The following is a 16,070-nucleotide window of genomic DNA, read 5'->3' as shown; positions in this document are numbered from 1 at the left end:
TCTACAGAAGTACGAAGTACGGTTAAGACGTGTGGAAAACAGCCCTTAAACCCCGATGGATCGCAGGCTTCATCTTCGCGATCGCACTTTCCGGGGTCTTCGTGCTGCTCAGCCAGTGGCAGTTCGGCCGTTCCACCCAGCCTGAAGCGCCGGTCAACCCCGCCACCGAACAGGTCCAGCCGCTCACCAGCACCCTCCAGCCCGGGGAGTTCTTCCACGGCAGCGTCTCAGACCAGATGGTCACCGCCCAGGGGACGTACAGTCCCGACAAGCAGGTGCTGGTCCCCGGGAGGCTCCATGATGGAAAAACCGGGTATTGGGTGGTTTCCGCTTTCGCCGTCAACGCCGCCCCCACCCTGACGGGCGCGGCTGCGTCCCCGCAAACCTGGATTCCGGTGGCGCGCGGCTGGGTGGCGGACCCGGCCGACGCGGCAGCTCCGCCGTCGGGCCTGGTGGAACTGACCGGACGCCTGATTCCCTCTGAAGCACCGGTCCCCGGGAAGGCCCCCAAAGCGGGGGAGGCCTCGGCAGTGTCCGTAGCCGAACTCATCAACTATTGGGGTGTCAGCAGCTACCCGGGGTTCGTCTCGGCCACGGCGGAGGTGGTGGGCGGCAAGGATGCCAGCGCCACGGCCGTGCCTGGCAGCCTGCTTCCGCTGAACATCGGCCCGCAGCCGCCGTCGCAGCAGATCAACTGGCTGAACCTCTTCTACTCCATCGAATGGGTGGTTTTTGCCGGCTTCGCCCTCTTCATCTGGTGGCGGCTGGTCAAGGACGATTACCACCGCGACCTCGAAGAAGCGTTCGATGAAGCCGAAGCGGCCGATGCCCCTGAACAGCACCAGAACCAACAGCAGCAGAACGAACAGCAGCAACCTGATCAGCACCAGCAGAAGGTACAGCCATGATTGATCCGAAACCGGCCACCCCCTCGTCGCAGGCGCCCGGCACCAAAGCGTCCGGCAAGAAGCGCCGCTTCGGCGGCACGGAAGCGCAGATCCGGTCGGCCCTGAAGTTCTACAAAGTCATGGCCTACCTGACCGGCACCATGCTGCTCCTGCTGTGTGCGGAACTGGTGGCCCGGTACGGCTTCGGGCAGTACCTGTTCGCCGGCGGCACCAGCGCACTCACCGGCCAGCCCTTCGGGTTTGGATTCGCCGACGCCGAACCGCCGGCCGTCCTGAACGGTGTGAACGTCTCCGTCACGGTGCTGATCGTCCACGGCTGGATGTACGTGGTGTACCTGGTCTCCAACTTCCGGCTCTGGTCCCTCATGCGCTGGCCGTTCCTGAAGCTGGTCCTGCTGGCCCTCGGTGGCGTTGTGCCGTTCCTGTCCTTCATCGTGGAGAAGAAGTTCCACGCCGAGGTGGAGGCCGAGCTCGCCGCCAACCCGCAGGCACCCCAGCGCTACTGAGCGTTTCCGCCCTCGAGGACGTCTGCTCCGTCACAGGGAGGCTTCTCAAGGTGCGTCGGTGCAACGGCGCAAAGTACGCTATTACGGTGACTACTCCCACTGCATCCCAGACTTCCCAGAAGCCGGTGCTGGTTGTTGATTACGGTGCCCAGTACGCGCAGCTCATTGCCCGCCGCGTCCGGGAAGCGAATGTGTATTCGGAAGTGGTTCCGCATACCTACACCACCGAGCAGCTACTGGCCAAGAACCCCGCCGCCATCATCCTGTCCGGCGGCCCCTCCAGCGTCTATGCCGACGGCGCCCCGAGCGTCGGTGCCGACCTCTTCGAAGCGGGCGTCCCCGTCTTCGGAATCTGCTACGGCTTCCAGGCCATGGCCAACGCCCTGGGCGGCAAGGTGGACAAGACCGGGTTGCGGGAGTACGGCTCCACCGAGACCACCATCCTGGGTGACGGGCGCTCCGTGCTGGAAGGCATGCCGCAGCACCAGAAGACCTGGATGAGCCACGGCGACTCCGTCCACGAGGCTCCCGAAGGCTTCGATGTCCTGGCCACCACCGCCGGTGCTGAAGTCGCGGCCTTCGCCAATGAGGAAAAGTGCCTGTACGGCGTGCAGTGGCACCCGGAGGTCAAGCACTCTGCCTACGGCCAGCAGGTCCTGGAGAACTTCCTCTTCAAGGGCGCCAAGCTGGAACCCAACTGGACTACCGGCAACATCCTCGAGGAACAGGTGGAGCGCATCCGCCGGCAGGTGGGCGACGCCCGGGTCATTTGCGGGCTCTCCGGCGGTGTCGATTCTGCCGTTGCCGCTGCCCTCGTGCAGCGCGCCGTGGGCGACCAGCTCACCTGCGTCTTCGTTGACCACGGCCTGCTGCGCGAAGGCGAAGCAGAGCAGGTGGAGCGCGACTTTGTGGCCGCCACGGGAGTGAAGCTGTACGTCGCCAACGAACAGGAGCGCTTCCTCTCGGCGCTGGCGGGCGTCAGCGATCCGGAAACCAAGCGCAAGATCATCGGCCGTGAATTCATCCGCGCCTTCGAGGAAGCGGAACTGGCCATCATCGCCGATGCTGCTGCCCATGGTGAGAAGATCAAATTCCTGGTCCAGGGCACCCTGTACCCTGACGTCGTCGAATCCGGCGGCGGCGAAGGTGCCGCCAACATCAAGAGCCACCACAACGTGGGCGGCCTCCCGGAGGACCTGCAGTTCGAGCTCGTTGAACCGCTGCGCGCCTTGTTCAAGGACGAGGTCCGTGCCGTGGGGGCACAGCTTGGCCTGCCGCAGGAAATCGTCGGCCGCCAGCCCTTCCCCGGCCCCGGCCTGGGTATCCGGATCGTCGGCGACATCACCAAGGAACGGCTGGACTTGCTGCGCAAGGCCGACGCCATCGCGCGTGCCGAACTGACCGCCGCTGGCCTGGACGACGAAGTCTGGCAGATGCCTGTCGTGCTGCTCGCCGACGTCCGCAGCGTCGGCGTCATGGGCGACGGACGCACCTACGGCCACCCGATCGTGCTCCGTCCCGTGTCCTCCGAGGACGCCATGACCGCCGACTGGTCGCGCCTGCCCTACGATCTCCTGGCACGGATCTCCAACCGGATCACCAACGAGGTGGACGGCGTCAACAGGGTGGTGCTGGACGTCACCAGCAAGCCGCCGGGAACCATCGAATGGGAATAGCCCCTTGAGTGGCCGGCCTCCGCCAGTGGAGGCCGGCCACTGTTTTTCCCGGGAGAATCAGCGCAATTTCCTGTGCTCCAGTGTTGCGGTCGCCAAAGTCCGGCACCGGAGCGGCTACTCTCGAATCTATGCCGGTATGGTCCAGGGCGTCACGTGCAAACGCAGAAAAGAAGGCAGAAGTGTCAGTTGGTCAAGGCCACCCCGAAGGCTCGGAAGAGCTTCGCAAATGGCTGTCCGGGCTTAAACCCGTCACTGGCGCGGACACGATGCTGCGCTTCACCAAGACCCCCGAAGGCTCCATCGACCTCACCTCGGCGCATCCCTCGGGGCTCGCCCAGCTCATGGCAGGACGCCGCACACGCCTGTCCACGCTGATCCGGGACCGCCAACAGTACGTCGTGGCGGCCAGGGCATCGCGCAACATCCGGTCAAAGATCTTCGAGCTCTCCAACGACCGCGGCATTGACGCCGGGTACCTGTCCGCAGGCACCGTGGTGTGGACGTCCGCCGTCGGGGGCAAACCCCAGCGCGTATCCGCCCCCGTCATGCTGACCGCCATCTCCCTCACCGTCCGTCCGGGGGAAGACGACTTCGAGCTGCAGCTCACCGAGCAGGCGCACATCAACCCTGCGCTGGTGCGGCATCTGAAGAACATCCACGGGATCGTCTTCGACGTCAACGCCGTGACCCGCCTCGCCTACAGCACCGCCCGGTTCGACCCCCAGCCCGTCCTGGACCGGTTGGCCACGCTGATCCGGCCTATCCACGGCGCCGAAACCCAGCACAACCTGCTCGTTTCGACCTTTGCCGATCTCTCCGGCAACCTGGACGACCCCTGGATCAACGACTCCCACCCCATCGTCTCGGCGCTGGCGACCGCCGCCGGGGGCGAGGTAGTGGATGTCGAAGATCCGGACCCCTCGCGTTTCCCGCACCTGGACAACAGGCATCCCAAGGACGAGCTGCTGCTGCTGGACGCTGACACGGACCAGCAATATGTGATCGATGCTGCCCGCGCCGGTGACTCCCTCGCTGTCAGCGCCTCGCCGGGTACCGGCCAGACCCAGACTGCCATCAACACCATCGGTGCCCTGGTGGACGCCGGGAAGACGGTGCTGGTGGTGGGTGACCGCCGGGCCAGCCTGAACGAGGTCTCCGGCCAGCTCGAATCGCTGGGGCTGGAATCCATCCTGTTCCAGCTCTCCGGGAACGTCACGGCGCAGCAGCTGAAAGGCCAGCTCGTTCGGGCAATCGTCCGCAACGAAAAGTCCCTGGAACCGCAGCTTGGCAACCTTCACACCACCCTGACCGAGCATAGGCACGCGCTCATGGACCACGTGGCGTCGCTCCACAACGTCCGGGACCGGTGGGGCTGCTCGCCCTACCAGGCCATGCAGTCGCTCGCGGAGCTCACCTCAATCCATCCGGCGCCGGCCACCACCGTCCGGTTGAAGCGAAGCGTCCTGGACAGCATCCGCGACCGCGAGGAGCTGGCCGGCAGGCTGCGCCGTGCCGCCGAGCTGGGCAGCTTCAGCAAGGCTGCCACCACCAGCCCCTGGCACGGGGCGCGGCTGCTGACCCGGAAGGAAACCGAGGAAGCCCAGGACCTGGTCCGCTCAGTGGCCAAGAGCCTCCCGGTCCTGCGCGACCGCATGGACGCCGTAGCCGAGCACGCCGAAATCCGGCTGGGGGAGTCCTTTGCCGAATGGGGTGAGCAGTTGGAGTTGCTGGTTGCCGTCCGCGGCAGCCTCGACAAATTCACGCCGGACATCTTTGACCGGCCCGTGACGGACCTGATTTCCGCCACGGCCCCGTCAGCGTGGCGCCGTGAACGCGGCATCGAGATGACGTCCATGCAGCGGTCCAGGCTGCGCCGGGTGGCCAAGGAATACGTGCGCCCCGGAGTGCACATCGCCGACCTGCACACATCCTTGGTCCTGGTCCAGGAGCAGCGCGCCCTCTGGGCGGGGTACGCCACAACCCAACGCCATCCTGCGGTGCCGTCCGGCCTGGCCGAAATGAACGCCATGTACCGCTCGCTCGACGGGGAGCTGGCACAGTTGGGCCTAGCGCTCCGGCACACGGAAGCCGGCGGCTCCCTCGCCGCTGTGCCCTATGGCCAGTTGATGGAGCGGCTGGAACGCCTTGTGGCGGATACCGACACCCTCAAGACGTTGCCCGAACGCACCCTGCTGATCGAAAATATGCGGGAGCATGGACTGGGAGAACTCCTCGCCGACCTCGCGGAGCGGGAAGTCCCGGAACGGTCCGTTGCCGCCGAGCTGGAACTGGCATGGTGGCAGTCGGCCCTTGAGGCCATGATCAGCGGCGATGACTACCTGGCCATGTCCGACGGCGATGCCCTCCGCCAGCTCGAAGCCGAGTACCGGTTGGCGGACAACGCCCACATCGCCAGCGGTGCCGCTCGCCTTCGGTGGGACCTGGCGGAACGCTGGCGCGGAGCCATCGCCGAACAGCCGCGCCAAGCCGGCCTCCTGCGCAGCCTGCTCAAGGACGGCCGGGTATCGCTGCCCGCCCTGACCGCCCAGGCCCCTGACCTGATCGGCACGCTGGTGCCGGTGTGGTCTGTCAGCCCTTACCTGATGACCGGGCTGCTCCCGGCGGAGCAACACTTCGACGCCGTCGTGATCCTGGATGCCGAGGCCACGTCGCTGCAGGCCGTCCTGCCGTCGATTGCCCGTGCACGCCAGGTGATTGCGTTCGGTGACCCGCGGATCGCGTCGCCGCGGACCTTTACCGTGGGCGTGGAACGCCTCGCCGCCGGTGAGTCCGCCCACCACCGGGTGGAGAGCGCCTTCACGGCTCTCTCCGCGGTGCTTCCGGTTTGGCGGCTGAATGTGGTGTACAGGGCTGTGGACGAGGACCTCGTCCTGCAGTTGAGCAAGAACTTTTACGACGGCGGCCTGCGCCGGCTGCCCGAAGGCCAGTCAGCCACGGGCTTGGACCGCGCGCTGCTGGTGGAGTACCTGCCGGACGGTACCGGCCTGCCCAGCGCCGACCATGAGGGCGTGGAGTCCGTGGTGGCTGAGGTCAACCGTGTGGTCGAGCTCGTATTCGAGCACGCCCGCCTGCGTCCGCGTACTTCGCTCGCCGTGGTCACCGCCAGCCTGCGGCACGCTGCCAGGATTGGCGAGTCCATCCGCCTCCAGCTGTCCAACAATCCCGGGATGGCCGGATTCTTCGGTGCCGGCCCGGAGTCCTTCAGGGTGGTGGACCTCGAAAGAGCCCAGGGGCTGGTCCGAGACCACGTTATTTTTTCGCCAGGCTTCGGGCGCACCCCGCACGGCCGGGCGCTCCACAACTTCGGGCCATTGTCCGCTGAGGGTGGCAGGGAGAAGTTCGCCTTGGCCATGACGCGCGCGCGCCGGTCCATGCATGTGCTCACCTGCTTCCGGCCCGAGGACCTGGACCACACCAGGCTCACGCACGGGGCGGTGGACCTGTACGCGCTGCTGAACCGCGAAATTTCGGGTAACACTGACCTCGGAACTCCTGCGTCCCGGGCCGCCGCCAGCGAACAGGCACTCGGCGCGGACCCGCTGGTAGCCGACCTGGGTGACCGTTTGCGCGCCCGCGGCGCCAGGGTTTGGCACCAGTATGACGGCGCCATCGACGTTGTGGCCGCGGCTGACCCCCTGAACACCATGGGCAAGGACGAAGCCGACCTGCCACGACCAGTGGCCATCGAGTCTGACGGCACCGGGCAGTACCGCACCATGAGCGTCCGGGAACGCAGCAGGCTCCGCCCGCAGCTGCTGGAACGCCTTGGATGGCGTTACATGCCGTTGTGGACCATCGAGGTATTCACCGACCCGTCGTCCTGTGCCGACCGCATCGCCGGGTACCTCGGGCTGGAAAACCTGGTGCTGCCGGGCAGGACCGTGCCCTCGGCCGGATTCCTTGACGACGACGTTGACCAGGCGCTCAATGGTATCGATGCAGCACCGGCCACAGGGGTTGCCTACCTGCCGCGGAACGCCAATGGCGGGAACCGGAACGACGCCGGAGACACTGCCGCGGGCATCCGCCCAAGCCAGGGCCGGCGGGCCGGTGGCCTGGGCGCCAAGGAGGCTGGCGGCATGGCCGCGCAATACACTGTTTCCGACCAAGAAGGGCCCGCGGAAGATCGGGCCGGGGACGACATGAGCGAGAACGAGAAGACGGAAATGGCAACTGACGGTGGGAATCCGGCAGGGACGCCGCAGTCCGCTCCGGCGGCAGCGCGGGCAACCGCAGGTACCGACGCTATCCTGCCCAGCAAAGCCGCGGAGGACGACGCCCGCAGCTGGGGCGACCGTGAGGACGACCACGACGCCTGGTTGAAGGAACAGAAACCGCCGCACTGGGGCTGACCGGCAGTCAGGCCTCAGCGCCCGGGCAACCGAGGGGTTGCCCGGGAGTCGTTGCCGCGGTGTCACGGCGGACCAACCAGGACGAAGAAAAGCCTGCCCTGCGTGGAAGCTCCAGCCAGCCGGGATGACTGTTCCGCGTTGGCTGCCACCACGATCAACCCGTCGGTCTCCGTTGTACCCAGCCACTGGCCGCTCTGGCCGCCCTTGTTCGAAGTCCACAGCACGGGAACCGCAGACGCCAGCACCTCTGAGGGACCTTGCTGGTCGAACCCGTTGGCAGAGGTGAGCACCACGTTGACCAGCTGGCCGGGAGACACCAGTTGGATGGAGGATGGGTCCGCCATACGGAGCGGAACCGCGGCTGAGCCCGGAGGCGTCCCAATGAGGAGGCCCGGGCCAAGGAGTTGAGCGTCAGTAACGAGCTGGCCTTTTCGCAACGGTCCTGCGAGCTGTTTGCCGGCGGCTGCGGCGGTGTCTTGGAGGAAGCCCTCCGCCACCATTCCGGGCGGCACATGGACGCTGGCCAAATCTGCCGCCGTCACAGCGGTACCTGCCGGAAGATCCCGCGCAGCAGCGAGGGCTGTCACGGTCGAGAGCGGAGCAGGCGTCAGTTGATTGACGGTGATGGCCGCCGCTGCACACAGGAGCAGGGCGGCGGCCAGGCGGCGGTTTCGGCCCAGCCAAAAGGCTACCCGCGCCGGGATGGGGTAGTTCGTCTTGGCGGGACGGCTGGTATTGCGGGACTTTGTGGGAATCCGGAGGCTGTCGCGGCCGCGGCGTGGATATGCAGGCATGCGCCCACGCTATTGGCGGCCGAAGCGCCAGGATAGTGGTGGCGGAAGCTATGTGGACAAAGACGGCCGGCGCCAGAAGGCGCCGGCCGTCGTCGTTATCAGTGCGTGGGCTAGTTGGCCGCAGCAGCCGGGGCGGGCGCGGCGACCGGCGCCGTTGCCGGGGCAGGGGAGACCGAGCTGCCCTTGGAATCGCGGGAATCGGTGCGGTAGAAACCTGAGCCCTTGAAAACCACACCCACACTGTTGAACTTCTTGCGCAGCGCGCCCTCGCATTCGGGACAGGATGTCAGGCTGCTGTCCGAAAACGACTGGACGATATCGAAGGCGTGGCCGCAATCCTTGCAGGCGTAAGCATATGTTGGCACTGGTGCTCCTCCTCTTGGGCAAACGAGAGGTCCCGTGCTGCCATCCGGTAATCCGTTAGCAGTCGCAGGGCCTGAGTGCTAATTCTATCACTGCGTCCGGAAAGGACCGGGCTCAGTCGCCACCCGCCAGGTCCCGGTACCCGGACGGCATCAGGACACCCGGGACCGGGCGGTCGAATTCCTCGGCAGGAATCCGGCCCGCGGGAAGCAGTTCATCGTCGTAGATAACAGCGGCCAACGGTATTTCCTTCCCGGCGGTGGCGAGGTGCCCCAGGAAGGTGTCGTAGTAGCCGCCCCCCTGGCCGATCCTGTTTCCTGACAGGTCCACGGCAGTGGCGGGGATGATGAGCGCCGCTGCGCTCCCGGCCACCTCGGGCCCGTGCCGTCGCCCGGCGGGTTCCAGGATGGGCGCGTACCGGCTGCGTTCGAAGCTGATATCCGGGGCCCAGAACACCCAGCTCAGCTCCCGGCCCGGCTCGCATACCGGAAGCAGGACATCGTGGCCGCTGCCGTGCAGCGCACGGACCAGCGGCATGGTGGGCGGTTCCTTCCCGACACCCAAATAGACGCATACGGTGCCGGGGCGCCACGCGGTGACGGATGCCGCCCACGCTTCCCCGTGGCGCGCCAAGTCCGACCCGGCGGCGTCCAGCTCCGCCTCCGTTCGGGCGGCCCGCCGGCGCCGATGGGCCGCCCGGATATCGTCCTTGACGGGATTCGTCTTCTCCTGCATGGTGTCCTTCCTCGGTGCCCGGCGTTCCGTGGCATCACGGGCGGATGACGGCCCGCTGTGCCGGTGGTTACTGAAATGCTTGACGCTGACGTTAGATTAGTCCGGTGACTACCAGTAACCCCAGAGTCCGCAAAGCCGTCATCCCAGCAGCGGGCCTGGGCACCAGGTTCTTGCCGGCCACAAAGGCAATGCCGAAGGAAATGCTCCCCGTCGTGGACAAACCTGCCATCCAGTATGTGGTGGAGGAAGCCGTCCACGTGGGCCTGAACGACATCCTGATGATTACGGGCCGAAACAAACGTGCACTGGAAGACCACTTCGACCGCGTGCCCTCGCTCGAATCGACGCTCGCCGACAAGGGCGACACGGAGAAGCTCGCCTCCATCCAGGCGGCCAGCCAGTTGGGCGACATCCACTACGTCCGGCAAGGCGACCCCCACGGCCTCGGCCACGCCGTGCTCCGCGCCAAACAGCACGTTGGCGACGAAGCCTTCGCTGTCCTGCTGGGTGATGACCTCATCGACGCCCGCGACGAACTTCTCAGCACGATGATCGACGTGCAGGCGAAGACCGGTGGCTCCGTCGTCGCCCTCATTGAGGTGGAGCCGGCGCAGATCAGTGCCTACGGCTGCGCCGATGTCCAGGAACTGGACGGCGAGGGCTATGTCCGCGTCAACCGGCTCGTGGAGAAGCCCTCACCCGAGGAAGCACCGTCCAATCTGGCGCTGATCGGCCGCTACGTCCTGCACCCCGCTGTATTTGACGTCCTGGAGCACACCGCGCCCGGCCGCGGCGGCGAGATCCAGCTGACCGATGCCTTGCAGGAACTCGCGTCCGGAGACGGGGAGGGCTACGGGGTCTACGGGGTAGTGTTCCGCGGCCGCCGCTATGACACCGGTGACAAGCTCAGCTACCTGAAGGCCTGCGTCCAGCTGGCCGTCGACAGCGATGACCTGGGCCCCGGCCTGCGGGACTGGCTGCCCGGTTTCACCGCCGGCCTTTCCAGCTAGCGGCGTGCGTACCGGTCCCATCTGGCCGGTCACCCTCGAATGCGGTGACCTGGTCCTGCGGCCCATCCGATACCGCGACAAAAGGGAATGGACCGAGGTGCGGTCCAGGAACAGCGAGTGGCTGGCGCCTTGGGAAGCCTCCAACCCCGAACCGGGAGGCGGTCTGCCCGACTACCGGCATATGGTGCGCTCATTGAACGCGCAGGCGGCCCAGGCGACAGCGCTTCCTTTCGTCATCACCGAGCGGACGCCGGGACACCGGAATCCGGCCATAGTGGGCCAGCTGACGGTGTCTTCGATTGTGTGGGGTTCGGCCATGATGGCCACACTGGGGTATTGGGTGGATCGAGGCAGGGCCGGCCAGGGGATCGCGCCGACATCAGTGGCACTGGTGACGGACCACTGCTTCCGGACCCTTGGCCTGCACCGGATGGAAATCAACATCCGGCCGGAGAACGGGCCCAGCCTGCGGGTGGTGGAGAAGCTGGGATTCCGGGATGAGGGATACCGGCCCCGTTTCCTGCACATTAATGGCCGGTGGGCGGACCACCGTTCGTTTGCCTTGACCTCCGAAGAAGTCCCGGAGGGCCTGCTGGCCCCGTGGCTGGCGTCCCGCCCGTCATAAATCCATCGGTTTGTGGACAGGGGTACGACACACCGGGGCTAATGCGGCCTGAGCAGGCATGATGCTCATACGGTTTTGAGTGTGGACTTCCCCCTTAGCAGCTCAGTGATCCTCGTGGTTGCCGTCGCGCTCTGGATCCTTTGGGTAGCCCCGTACGTCCTCCGGAACCGAAGGCGCCAGCAGGCCGCCGGCGACTTCCTGGCAGACGTCCCCGTCGATGAAAGGCCGGACCAGCCCGCCGGCAAAGTCTTGAACGTCGCCGCCCAGCAGGAGAAAGCCATGGAACCCAGGAAGAGTGCCGCAGCCGCTGCCAGTACCCCGCCCCCGGCCCGGTTCCGCATCCGGTACGGCCGGACGGCCTTGGCCCTGGCCGGGCTGCTGTTCTTGGTGACCGCGTTCATGTCAGGTGTGCTCCTTTCCTTCGGTGTGGGATCGCCCGTTCTTCCCCTCACCGCCTTTGCGATTGCCTTCGGTATGGTGGCCCTGCTCCGCTGGCTGGCCATCCGGGACCGCAAAGCGAAAGTCAACGCGGCCTTCCACTCAGCCATGAGTGCGCCTTCCCGGCGCCAGGGGCCGGACCCCATCACCGTGCCTGAACCTGAGGCAGCTCCGGTCCGGCCGGAAAGCCCGCTGTTCGATGCCGAGGCGGGGCAGGCCAAGGCCAAGCCGCTCACTGCCGTGGAACTGCGTGAGGCGGCCCTCGCCGTCGCCGTTGCCGCCGGTGACACCAGTGCGGCCGCCGCCGCAGCAGGTGCTCCCGCAGGCACGCCGTGGGAGCCCGTTGAAGTTCCCAGGCCAACCTACGTTGAGGCAGCCAAGGCTGAGCGTCCCGAGCCCCTGCCGCTTGAACTGCCGGAGGCTCCGAAGGCGGTCGGCAAGCCGTCGCTGAAGCAGGGGGCTGCCGGCGTCGACGCCCCGGAGGCCGCGTCCCAGCCCGCGGGTTCACCGCAGTTGACCAAGGCGCAGAGTGCCTTGAGCAACCTTGACGACGTCCTCCAGCGCCGCCGCGCGTAGGCGGCGGCGCGAAAGTATTCCCATCGCTTTTCCGGGCCGGGCGTGCCAATTTGGTGTTGGACACGGATTATTTGTAGCCTAGGGACACCGGTTCCGCACCCGCCCGGAGTATCACGCAGGTTGCGGCAATTCCCGGGGCTATAGCTCAGTTGGTAGAGCGCTTCGTTCGCATCGAAGAGGTCAGGAGTTCGAATCTCCTTAGCTCCACCAAAAGCTCACCCCTGCATGTTGATTGGCGAAACGCAGTCGAATGCCCGGGCCAGTGCAGCCGGGCGGGCCTAGAGTGGCCCTATGGGAATAATCATCGGACTTCTTGTCATTTGGCTCATTCTGTCTATTGTCGGCTTCGTCGTGAAGGGCCTGCTCTGGCTCGCCATCATCGGCCTGGTCCTGTTCGTCGCAACCGGTGTCTGGGGTTGGCTCAAGCGCAGGACCAACGCCTGACCTGACCGCTGCCGGCCGCAATGCATTCCCCGCCCGGGGCGCCACCTTTGACGAAAGGTGGCGCCCCGGGCGTCGAGTTTTAAATCCAGCCCTTCTTCTTGAAGATGCCGTACATGAGGGCCGCAACGGCAACCATCAGGCCCAGCGCCATCGGGTAGCCCACGGGCCAGTGCAGTTCGGGCATGTTGTCAAAGTTCATGCCGTAGATGCCGGCAACGAACGACGGTGCGAACAGGATGGCCGCCCACGACGAGATTTTCTTGACCTGTTCGTTCTGCTCGGCGCTGGCCTCGTTCTGCCGGTTGGCCGTCAGGGTTCCATCAAGGGTCAGGGCGTTCTGCAACAGATCGCGGAAGGAGTCTGCCCTGGAGATGACCCGTTCAACGTGGTCTTCAACGTCCCGCAGGCTGTGCCGCAGGTCTGTCTCCACGCCGTACTTCTCGAAACCCCGCTTCAGCTGGTCCATCATCTCCGGCAGCGGGTGGATGGCGCGCTGGAACTGGATGACTTCCCGTGCCAGTTCGTAAATCCGGCGGGACACCGAGGAGTCTCCGCTGAACAGCTGGTCCTCGATCTCGTCAATGTCGTTCTCGAGTCCGGCCACCACCGGCGCATAGTCGTCCACCACCCGGTCCAGGAGGGCGTACAGCACCGCCTCCGGCCCATGCTGGAGGAGGTCGGGCCGCGCCTCCAGGCGTTGCCGCACCCTGGCGACCCCGGCCGTTTCGGCATGGCGCACGGTCACAACGAAGTTCTTGCCGGTGAAGACGTGGAGCTCACCGAACTCCACCGTTTCGTTGGCGTCCACGTAGCGGGCAGGCCGCAGCACGGTAAAGAGGTTGTCGTCGTACCGCTCCAGTTTGGGCCGCTGGTGGGCTGAGACGGCATCCTCCACCGCCAGGCCGTGCAGCCCGAATTCCGCCGCCACAGCCGCCATTTCCTCCGCGGTGGGCCGGTAAAGCCCGATCCACGCCATGCCACCGTGCCGGGCGAGGGTTTCGAAGGTTTGTTCCAGGCTTTCGGGCTCCGCATGGCGGACTCCGTTGACGTAGACGGCGTTATCGATGATGGTCATTCAGGAAATCCTAGTCGTCGCAGATGCGGCATTGCTGAGGCCGCTGATGAGGGGCTCGGTCCGGTACGGGATATGGGTGTGCAGGGCCAGTACCGTCTCGGTCCGGATGACCCCCTTGATCCTCAGGACCTGGCGCAGGGATGCCTGGAGATTGTGCGTGTCCGTTGCTACCACCCGGCACCAGACGTCCCCGCGGCCGGAGATTTCGTGGACCTCCAGGACCTGCGGGATAAGCCGGAGCGCCGCCACCACCCCGTCCAGTTCACGGTGGGAGACCTCGATGGTCACGAAGGCCACCACGTCATAGCCCACCGCGTCAAGGTCAACCTCGCGGCCGCCCGGACGCAGGACGCCTGCCCGGAGTAACCGGCGCACCCGGGACTGGGCAGTATTGCGCGCTATGCCCAAGGACTCGCTGAGTTCGCCGATCTGTATCCGCGGATCCCTGATGAGGGCCAGGAGGATCTTCAGGTCAGTGGGGTCCAACTTGTTCACGATCGTCACTCTCCACCACATTGGGATCCAATATTTGATGATTCTGCTCAATTATCCATCCAGGAACGGTTTGATCACGCAATCCTGCCGCACCCTTGAAGCATCACAGTTGTATCCGCGCCGGCGTCCCACAAGGACTGGCCGCTGCGGCGATCCCTAAGGCGGCACGATGACGGTCTTCAGCGAACTGCGCATGCGCCCCACAGCGGCAACGCGCGCCGGGTGGAATGCCTCCACCACGGCCCGGCTGGTTATTTCGGGTGCGGTCATTTTCATGCTCCTCGTGGGCGCCAACCTGGCCACACCGCTGTACCCCCTCCTGCAGTCCAGCCTTGGACTCTCGAGCCTGGATGTCACTGCAGCGTTCGCCAGCTACGTCCTCGCGCTGGTGGGAACATTGCTGCTGGCCGGCCACTGGTCGGACCACATCGGACGGCGGGCAGCCCTCTTGGTGGCTGTGCTGATGGGTCTGGCCGGCGGCTGGATCTTTGCGGAAGCGCAGACGCTGGGAGCGCTCTGTGCCGGCCGGGCCCTGCAGGGAACTGCTGTGGCACTTGCCACCGGAGCCAGTGCCGCCGCCCTGCGGGAGCTGCTCCCGTCCCGGCCGGAGTGGGCATCCCGCTTCACGCTCCTGGCGTCCTCGGGGGGCGTCGCCGCCGGCCCGGTTATCGGCGGCCTGCTGTCGCTGCTTCCCGGCGCCACCACGGCCCCGTACGTCGTCCACTCCCTGCTGCTTGCCGGGCTCCTCGTTCCGCTCTACCTGATCCGCGCACGCCCCGCCATCGTGGCCCCGGCCTCGACCCGGCCGCTCCACGCCCTGGCGCCCCGGCGCCCTTCAGTTTCACGCCAGGCGCGCGGAGCCTTCTGGCTGGCGTCCGGCGTCGGCTTCCTCAGCTTCGCTGTGTTCGGCTTCAGTCTCTCGCTGGCTCCGGGCTATTTCGCCCAGGTCCTTGCTACGGATTCCCGGCCGCTGATCGGCGTCCTGGCAGGGTTGCCGCTGGGGGCTTCGGCCATGAGCCAGCTGGTCACCGTGCGCAGCCGGTTCACAGTGCCGGCAGGCCTCGCCGTCCTTGGCGTTTCGGTGGTGATGCTGGGAGCTGCCGGCGCCTGGCACAGCCCGGTGCTGCTGGTGGCCGCGGCGGTCGCCGCCGGAGTGGGGCAGGGACTGGCGTTCCGGACCGTATTCAATGACGTCGCGGCCAGGGTGGAGCCGGCGCGGCACGCCCAGATCATCAGCACCGTCTATGTCATTACGTATCTGGGAAGCGCGGTCCCGGTCCTTGGCCTGGGGTGGGCCGGCACGGCGATGGGGATGGGCGCCGCGGTCCAGGGTTTCGTGCTGTTGTGCGGCGCGGCGGCGCTGGTTCTTTCCGCCAGGACGTTCGTCCAGTCAGTCAGGCGGCGCGCCGCCGCCTGACGGCATGGCCGGGTAATCCGGTCACAGCCTGGTGCCCCACTACTCCGGGAGCGGTCCGTGATTGCCTTGGATGTGCTCGAAGACCAGGGTGGTTTCGGTATGGCCCACGACGGGGTCGGTCGCCAGGTTGTCCAGCACCCAGTCCCGCAAGTCTTCGGTGCTGCCGACGGCGATGTGCAGCAGGTAGTCCACCGAGCCGGACGTGTGGAAGGTGGAGAGCACAGCCGGCAGATGCGGTACGCGGGCCGTGAAACGGTCGATTTGGTCGCGGTCATGGGCCCGAAGCCGTACGGCCACCAGCGCCTGCACGGACCTGCCGATCGCCGACAGGCTCAACTTTGCCTCGTAGCCCTGCACAATGCCCCGCTCGGACAGGGCCCGCGTGCGCATCAGGGCTGTCGACGGCGCAATGCCCACCATTTCGGCGAGTTGCTTGTTGGAGATCCGGGCATCGGCCACAAGGGCTGCCAGGAGCCTCTCGTCAATGGCATCCAAGGGTTCCAGGTGCGCCCCGGGCCTGATGTTCCTGGCATTCGTGCTCACTGCGTTTCCTTCCAAAGGGTCCTCTGTTCATCCTAGACCGCAGAAACGCCGTCATCCGCGGTGCCGGAGCACGCCCCGCCGAACATTCAGGC

At 66.3% G+C, this 16,070-nt stretch carries 15 protein-coding genes and 1 tRNA gene; 10 read left to right on the top strand and 6 right to left on the bottom strand.

What is annotated here, in order from left to right; genetic code table 11:
• Positions 1 to 29: 29 nt before the first annotated feature.
• The 4 genes from ACFVVC_RS19510 (at position 30) to ACFVVC_RS19495 (ending at position 7,463) form a co-directional block, all read left to right on the top strand.
• Positions 30 to 908, top strand: a complete 879-nt coding sequence (locus tag ACFVVC_RS19510) for an SURF1 family protein (RefSeq protein ID WP_387457086.1) — start codon at positions 30 to 32, stop codon at positions 906 to 908.
• Positions 905 to 1,414 (top strand): DUF3817 domain-containing protein, encoded by a 510-nt coding sequence (locus ACFVVC_RS19505; protein ID WP_387457083.1) that lies wholly within the window; start codon positions 905 to 907, stop codon positions 1,412 to 1,414. The genes ACFVVC_RS19510 and ACFVVC_RS19505 overlap by 4 nt, the downstream gene beginning before the upstream one ends.
• Positions 1,415 to 1,500: 86 nt before the next feature.
• A complete protein-coding gene (gene guaA / locus ACFVVC_RS19500) occupies positions 1,501 to 3,090 on the top strand; it encodes a glutamine-hydrolyzing GMP synthase (protein WP_387457080.1) in 1,590 nt (529 codons plus the stop codon).
• 128 nt (positions 3,091 to 3,218) lie between these two features.
• Positions 3,219 to 7,463 carry an AAA family ATPase gene (locus ACFVVC_RS19495; protein WP_387457077.1) on the top strand — a complete coding sequence of 1,415 codons (4,245 nt, stop codon included), beginning with the start codon at positions 3,219 to 3,221 and terminating at the stop codon, positions 7,461 to 7,463.
• A 62-nt stretch (positions 7,464 to 7,525) separates the two neighbouring features.
• On the opposite strand, the gene ACFVVC_RS19490 is transcribed toward ACFVVC_RS19495, so the two are convergent.
• From ACFVVC_RS19490 to ACFVVC_RS19480, 3 genes are all read right to left on the bottom strand, one after another.
• Entirely contained in the window at positions 7,526 to 8,257 is a 732-nt protein-coding gene (locus ACFVVC_RS19490; protein ID WP_387457074.1) for a Flp pilus assembly protein CpaB, read from the bottom strand.
• 110 nt (positions 8,258 to 8,367) lie between these two features.
• A complete protein-coding gene (locus ACFVVC_RS19485) occupies positions 8,368 to 8,622 on the bottom strand; it encodes an FmdB family zinc ribbon protein (RefSeq protein ID WP_387457071.1) in 255 nt (84 codons plus the stop codon).
• 112 nt (positions 8,623 to 8,734) lie between these two features.
• Positions 8,735 to 9,355 (bottom strand): 5-formyltetrahydrofolate cyclo-ligase, encoded by a 621-nt coding sequence (locus ACFVVC_RS19480; RefSeq protein WP_387457068.1) that lies wholly within the window; start codon positions 9,353 to 9,355, stop codon positions 8,735 to 8,737.
• A gap of 104 nt (positions 9,356 to 9,459) precedes the next feature.
• Between ACFVVC_RS19480 and galU the strand changes: the two genes are divergently transcribed.
• From galU to ACFVVC_RS19455, 5 genes are all read left to right on the top strand, one after another.
• Positions 9,460 to 10,365: a UTP--glucose-1-phosphate uridylyltransferase GalU gene (gene galU / locus ACFVVC_RS19475; RefSeq protein WP_387457065.1), complete on the top strand. Its 906-nt coding sequence runs from the start codon at positions 9,460 to 9,462 to the stop codon at positions 10,363 to 10,365.
• 4 nt (positions 10,366 to 10,369) lie between these two features.
• Positions 10,370 to 10,990 carry a GNAT family N-acetyltransferase gene (locus tag ACFVVC_RS19470; RefSeq protein ID WP_387457062.1) on the top strand — a complete coding sequence of 207 codons (621 nt, stop codon included), beginning with the start codon at positions 10,370 to 10,372 and terminating at the stop codon, positions 10,988 to 10,990.
• Between the two features lie 105 nt (positions 10,991 to 11,095).
• A complete protein-coding gene (locus tag ACFVVC_RS19465) occupies positions 11,096 to 12,004 on the top strand; it encodes a hypothetical protein (RefSeq protein WP_387457160.1) in 909 nt (302 codons plus the stop codon).
• Positions 12,005 to 12,138: 134 nt separating this feature from the next.
• A tRNA-Ala gene (locus ACFVVC_RS19460) sits at positions 12,139 to 12,214 on the top strand.
• Between the two features lie 81 nt (positions 12,215 to 12,295).
• Positions 12,296 to 12,448 (top strand): hypothetical protein, encoded by a 153-nt coding sequence (locus ACFVVC_RS19455; protein ID WP_018760353.1) that lies wholly within the window; start codon positions 12,296 to 12,298, stop codon positions 12,446 to 12,448.
• Positions 12,449 to 12,527: 79 nt separating this feature from the next.
• On the opposite strand, the gene corA is transcribed toward ACFVVC_RS19455, so the two are convergent.
• Positions 12,528 to 13,523, bottom strand: coding sequence for a magnesium/cobalt transporter CorA (gene corA / locus ACFVVC_RS19450; protein WP_387457059.1), 996 nt, complete (start codon positions 13,521 to 13,523; stop codon positions 12,528 to 12,530).
• Positions 13,524 to 14,018: an Lrp/AsnC family transcriptional regulator gene (locus ACFVVC_RS19445; protein WP_387457057.1), complete on the bottom strand. Its 495-nt coding sequence runs from the start codon at positions 14,016 to 14,018 to the stop codon at positions 13,524 to 13,526.
• A gap of 169 nt (positions 14,019 to 14,187) precedes the next feature.
• Between ACFVVC_RS19445 and ACFVVC_RS19440 the strand changes: the two genes are divergently transcribed.
• A complete protein-coding gene (locus ACFVVC_RS19440) occupies positions 14,188 to 15,435 on the top strand; it encodes an MFS transporter (RefSeq protein WP_387457055.1) in 1,248 nt (415 codons plus the stop codon).
• Positions 15,436 to 15,474: 39 nt separating this feature from the next.
• Here ACFVVC_RS19440 and ACFVVC_RS19435 read toward each other — a convergent pair whose 3' ends face one another.
• Positions 15,475 to 15,978, bottom strand: coding sequence for an Lrp/AsnC family transcriptional regulator (locus ACFVVC_RS19435; protein ID WP_018760349.1), 504 nt, complete (start codon positions 15,976 to 15,978; stop codon positions 15,475 to 15,477).
• Positions 15,979 to 16,070: the final 92 nt, after the last annotated feature.

The organism is Pseudarthrobacter sp. NPDC058196 (assembly GCF_042882685.1).
GTDB lineage: Bacteria > Actinomycetota > Actinomycetes > Actinomycetales > Micrococcaceae > Arthrobacter.
This window is presented reverse-complemented; position numbering and strand designations above follow the sequence as displayed.

Excerpts from the sequence above, each read along its gene's own strand:
- ACFVVC_RS19480 (WP_387457068.1), bottom strand. The coding sequence starts at position 9,355 with ATGCAGGAGAAGACGAATCCCGTCAAGGACGATATCCGGGCGGCCCAT.
- corA (WP_387457059.1), bottom strand. The coding sequence starts at position 13,523 with ATGACCATCATCGATAACGCCGTCTACGTCAACGGAGTCCGCCATGCG.
- ACFVVC_RS19490 (WP_387457074.1), bottom strand. The coding sequence starts at position 8,257 with ATGCCTGCATATCCACGCCGCGGCCGCGACAGCCTCCGGATTCCCACA.
- ACFVVC_RS19455 (WP_018760353.1), top strand. The coding sequence starts at position 12,296 with ATGGGAATAATCATCGGACTTCTTGTCATTTGGCTCATTCTGTCTATT.
- ACFVVC_RS19505 (WP_387457083.1), top strand. The coding sequence starts at position 905 with ATGATTGATCCGAAACCGGCCACCCCCTCGTCGCAGGCGCCCGGCACC.
- ACFVVC_RS19440 (WP_387457055.1), top strand. The coding sequence starts at position 14,188 with ATGACGGTCTTCAGCGAACTGCGCATGCGCCCCACAGCGGCAACGCGC.
- ACFVVC_RS19495 (WP_387457077.1), top strand. The coding sequence starts at position 3,219 with ATGCCGGTATGGTCCAGGGCGTCACGTGCAAACGCAGAAAAGAAGGCA.